Origin of the sequence: uncultured Cardiobacterium sp., assembly GCF_938028185.1 — a bacterium.
Lineage (GTDB): Bacteria > Pseudomonadota > Gammaproteobacteria > Cardiobacteriales > Cardiobacteriaceae > Cardiobacterium.
This window is the reverse complement of the sequence record NZ_CALJAH010000414.1, coordinates 1-3,067: the sequence shown is the minus strand read 5'-3', so window position 1 is coordinate 3,067 and position 3,067 is coordinate 1. Positions and strand designations below refer to the sequence as shown.

2 protein-coding genes are annotated in these 3,067 nt (G+C 66.1%); one reads left to right on the top strand and one right to left on the bottom strand.

The genetic code is table 11. From position 1 onward, the window contains the following. Nucleotides 1-29: 29 nt before the first annotated feature. On the bottom strand, nt 30-734 hold the full coding sequence (locus Q0349_RS12045) for an ATP-binding cassette domain-containing protein (RefSeq protein ID WP_298081249.1): 705 nt from the start codon (nt 732-734) through the stop codon (nt 30-32). 55 nt (nt 735-789) lie between these two features. Between Q0349_RS12045 and Q0349_RS12040 the strand changes: the two genes are divergently transcribed. After that, the gene (locus Q0349_RS12040; RefSeq protein WP_298081248.1) at nt 790-2,946 is read left to right on the top strand and encodes a primosomal protein N'; all 2,157 of its coding nucleotides are present in this window, start codon (nt 790-792) and stop codon (nt 2,944-2,946) included. Nucleotides 2,947-3,067: the final 121 nt, after the last annotated feature.

Genomic DNA, 3,067 nt, shown 5'->3' with positions numbered 1-3,067 from the left:
GGCTTCGCCCTGCGAGGGAGGGAGCGTTCTTATAAATGTCTGTGATCATGATGGTGCGCGTAGATGCCGATGGCGTCGAGGTGGCCGCCGTCGCCGAGCATATGGCGGAAGGCGGGATTGCTGGCGACCGCTTCCGGGCTGCCGTGGCAGCAGATGTGGCGGTTCAGGCACAAAATGTGGTCGCTCGCCGCCATCACCAGATGCAAATCGTGGCTGACCATCAACACGGCGGCGCGCGTGCCGCGTTGCCAGTCGCGGATGGTCTGGTAATAGTCGCCGAGCGCGACCGGGTCGATGCCCGCCGCCGGTTCGTCCAGCACGATAAGGTCGGGCTGGCGCAGCATCGCCCGCGCCAAAAGCAGGCGCTGCGTTTCGCCGCCGGAAAGCGTTTGCAGCGGCGTATCGAGCAGGTGGGCGATGTTCAGCCGCGAAAGCCACGGGCTTTCTGCCGCCTGCGGGATGTCGCGCAGGAAGCGGCGCGCGGTCATCGGCAGGTCGGCGGGCGGGGGGAATTTCTGCGGGACAAAGCCCATTTTCAGCCACTTGGCGCGGGTAATCGTGCCGCCGGTCGGGCTTTTATGCCCCAAAATCAGCGCGAGCAAGGTGCTTTTGCCCGCGCCGTTCGGGCCGACAATGGTGAGGATTTGGTCGCGCCCGATGGTAAAAGTGATGTCGTGTAGAATGTCGCGCCCGTTGGCGGCGAAGGCGACGTTGGCGAGGGTGATGAGCGGCATGAGTGAGGGGGTAAAAAACAATGTTATATGTTAGCCATTTTGCGCGGCAGAACCAATGCTGATGCGGGTTGGCGTCGCCGTGCCACGCCCGCTTGCGGGCAGTTTCGATTACCTTTGTCATGAACCGGTCGCGGTCGGCGCGCGGGTACGGGTGCCGTTTGGCCGGGGGCGGGTGATTGGCGTCGTCGTCAGCATTCAGGAAGATGCGACCGATGACGGCACGCTGAAGACGGTTGAGCGCGTGCTGGACGACGCGCCGCTCTTGGACGCGCCGCTGCTCAAACTGCTGCATTTCGCCGCGCGTTACTACCAGCACCCGCTGGGCGAAGTGGTGCAGGCGGCGTTACCGAAACTGCTGCGCGAAGGACGGGCGACCACGCGCGAGCTACCGCGCGACTGGTGCATTACCGCCTCCGGACGCGACGCGCTCGCCGGGCGGCTTGGCGGCAAACAGGCCGCCGTCCTCACCGCCCTGAGCGAATGCGAACAGCCTGAAGCCGCACTACGCGCCGCGCACCATTGCAATGCAGGCTGGTTGCGCGACCTCGAACAACGCGGCTGGATTGCCCCGCGCGCCCATTGGCAAGGACTTGCCGCCGCACCCGCCCCCGCGCCGACGCTCAACGCCGCGCAAGCAGCCGTCCTCGCCGCCCTGCCCGCCAGCGGCTTTAAGGCGACGCTGCTCGATGGCGTCACCGGCTCCGGCAAAACCGAAATCTACATCCGCTGGATTGAGCGCTTGACCCAAGACAGCGGCCAGGTACTGCTGCTCGTGCCGGAAATCGGCCTGGTACAAACCCTCGCCGCGCGTCTCGCCGCCCGCTTGGGCGAACGCATCGCCGTGCATCATTCCGCGCTGGCCGACGGCGCCCGCCTCGAACAATGGCTGGCAGTGCGCGCCGGCGATGCGCAAGTGCTGGTTGGCACCCGCTCCGCCGTCTTCGCTCCCTGCGCGGCGTTGCGCGGCATCATCATCGACGAAGAGCACGACGCCGCCTACAAACAGCAGGACGGCTTCCGCTACCACGCGCGCGACCTCGCCCTCAAACGCGCACAACAGGCGGACGTGCCCATCCTCCTCGGCTCGGCAACGCCGTCGCTGGAAAGCTATCACCAAGTCTGGCGCGGCAACTGGCAACAGCTGCGCCTGCCCGCCCGCGCCGCCACCACCGCCCTGCCCGCCATCCATCTGGAAAACATGGACGGCGCAGCGGCGAGCGGCGGCCTCAGCCACGAACTCATCCGCGCCATGCGCCGCACCCTTGCGGGCGGCGGCCAAACCCTGCTTTTCCTCAACCGCCGGGGCTACGCGCCGCTGTTGCGCTGCGATGACTGCGACTGGCAGGCCAGTTGTGACGCCTGCGACGCGCTGCTCACCGTCCACACCGCCAGCCACCAACTACAATGTCACCACTGCGGCCGCGTCCAACCGCTGCCGACGCGCTGCCCCGCCTGCCACGGCGACCACCTGCAAATGCTCGGCCTCGGCACGCAGCGCCTCGAACAAAGCGTGGCGCGGCAATTCCCGCAGGCGCGCGTGCTGCGCATCGACAGCGACGCCTACAGCACCAGCCGCCAATTTGAAGCGGCGCTGGCACAAATACAGGCGGGCGCGGTGGACATCATCCTCGGCACCCAATGGCTTGCCAAAGGCCACCACTTCCCCCGGCTGCACCTCGTCGCTGTGGTCGATGCCGACCAGGCGCTGTACAGCCTCGACTATCGCGGCGAAGAACGGCTGGCACAACTGCTGGTACAAGTCGGCGGCCGCGCCGGACGCGAAAGCGAAGGCCAGATTTGGATACAAACCCGCCAACCACAACACCCCGTCTTCACCGTGCTGGACGCGCCCTACGAAGACACCGCCCGCCGCCTCTACGGCGAACGCCAGCGCGCCCGCCTGCCGCCGCATTGCGCGCAAGTGGCGCTGCTCGCCCGCCACAGCGACGCCGAGCGCGCCCTGCAAACGCTCGCTTTTACCCGCGATGGCGCACAACAGGCGGGCATCGGCCAAAACTGGCAATGGCTCGGCCCCGCGCCAGCGGTGATGCCGCGCAAAGACGGCCAGCACCGCGCGCATTTGCTCGTTCAGGCGGAGAGCCGCGCCGCGCTGCAACAAGAGCTGCCGCAACTCACCGCCTGGCTGCACGCGCAGGGCAAAGCCTTCCGCGTGCGCGTCGCGGTGGATGTCGATCCGTGGTGGCTGGAATAAATGCCTGATAACCTGTTCAAAATCTTGGGGAATTGCATTTTTCGGCGTATAGGACAAAAAAGGAGCTAAAAAACGCTGTAAGCCTTATGCTGCAAGGCTTTAAGCGGGGTCAAAACCTTTG

Bases quoted from the DNA above. Each gene is read 5' to 3' on its own strand.
- Q0349_RS12045 (WP_298081249.1), bottom strand. From the start codon at position 734: ATGCCGCTCATCACCCTCGCCAACGTCGCCTTCGCCGCCAACGGGCGC.
- Q0349_RS12040 (WP_298081248.1), top strand. From the start codon at position 790: ATGCTGATGCGGGTTGGCGTCGCCGTGCCACGCCCGCTTGCGGGCAGT.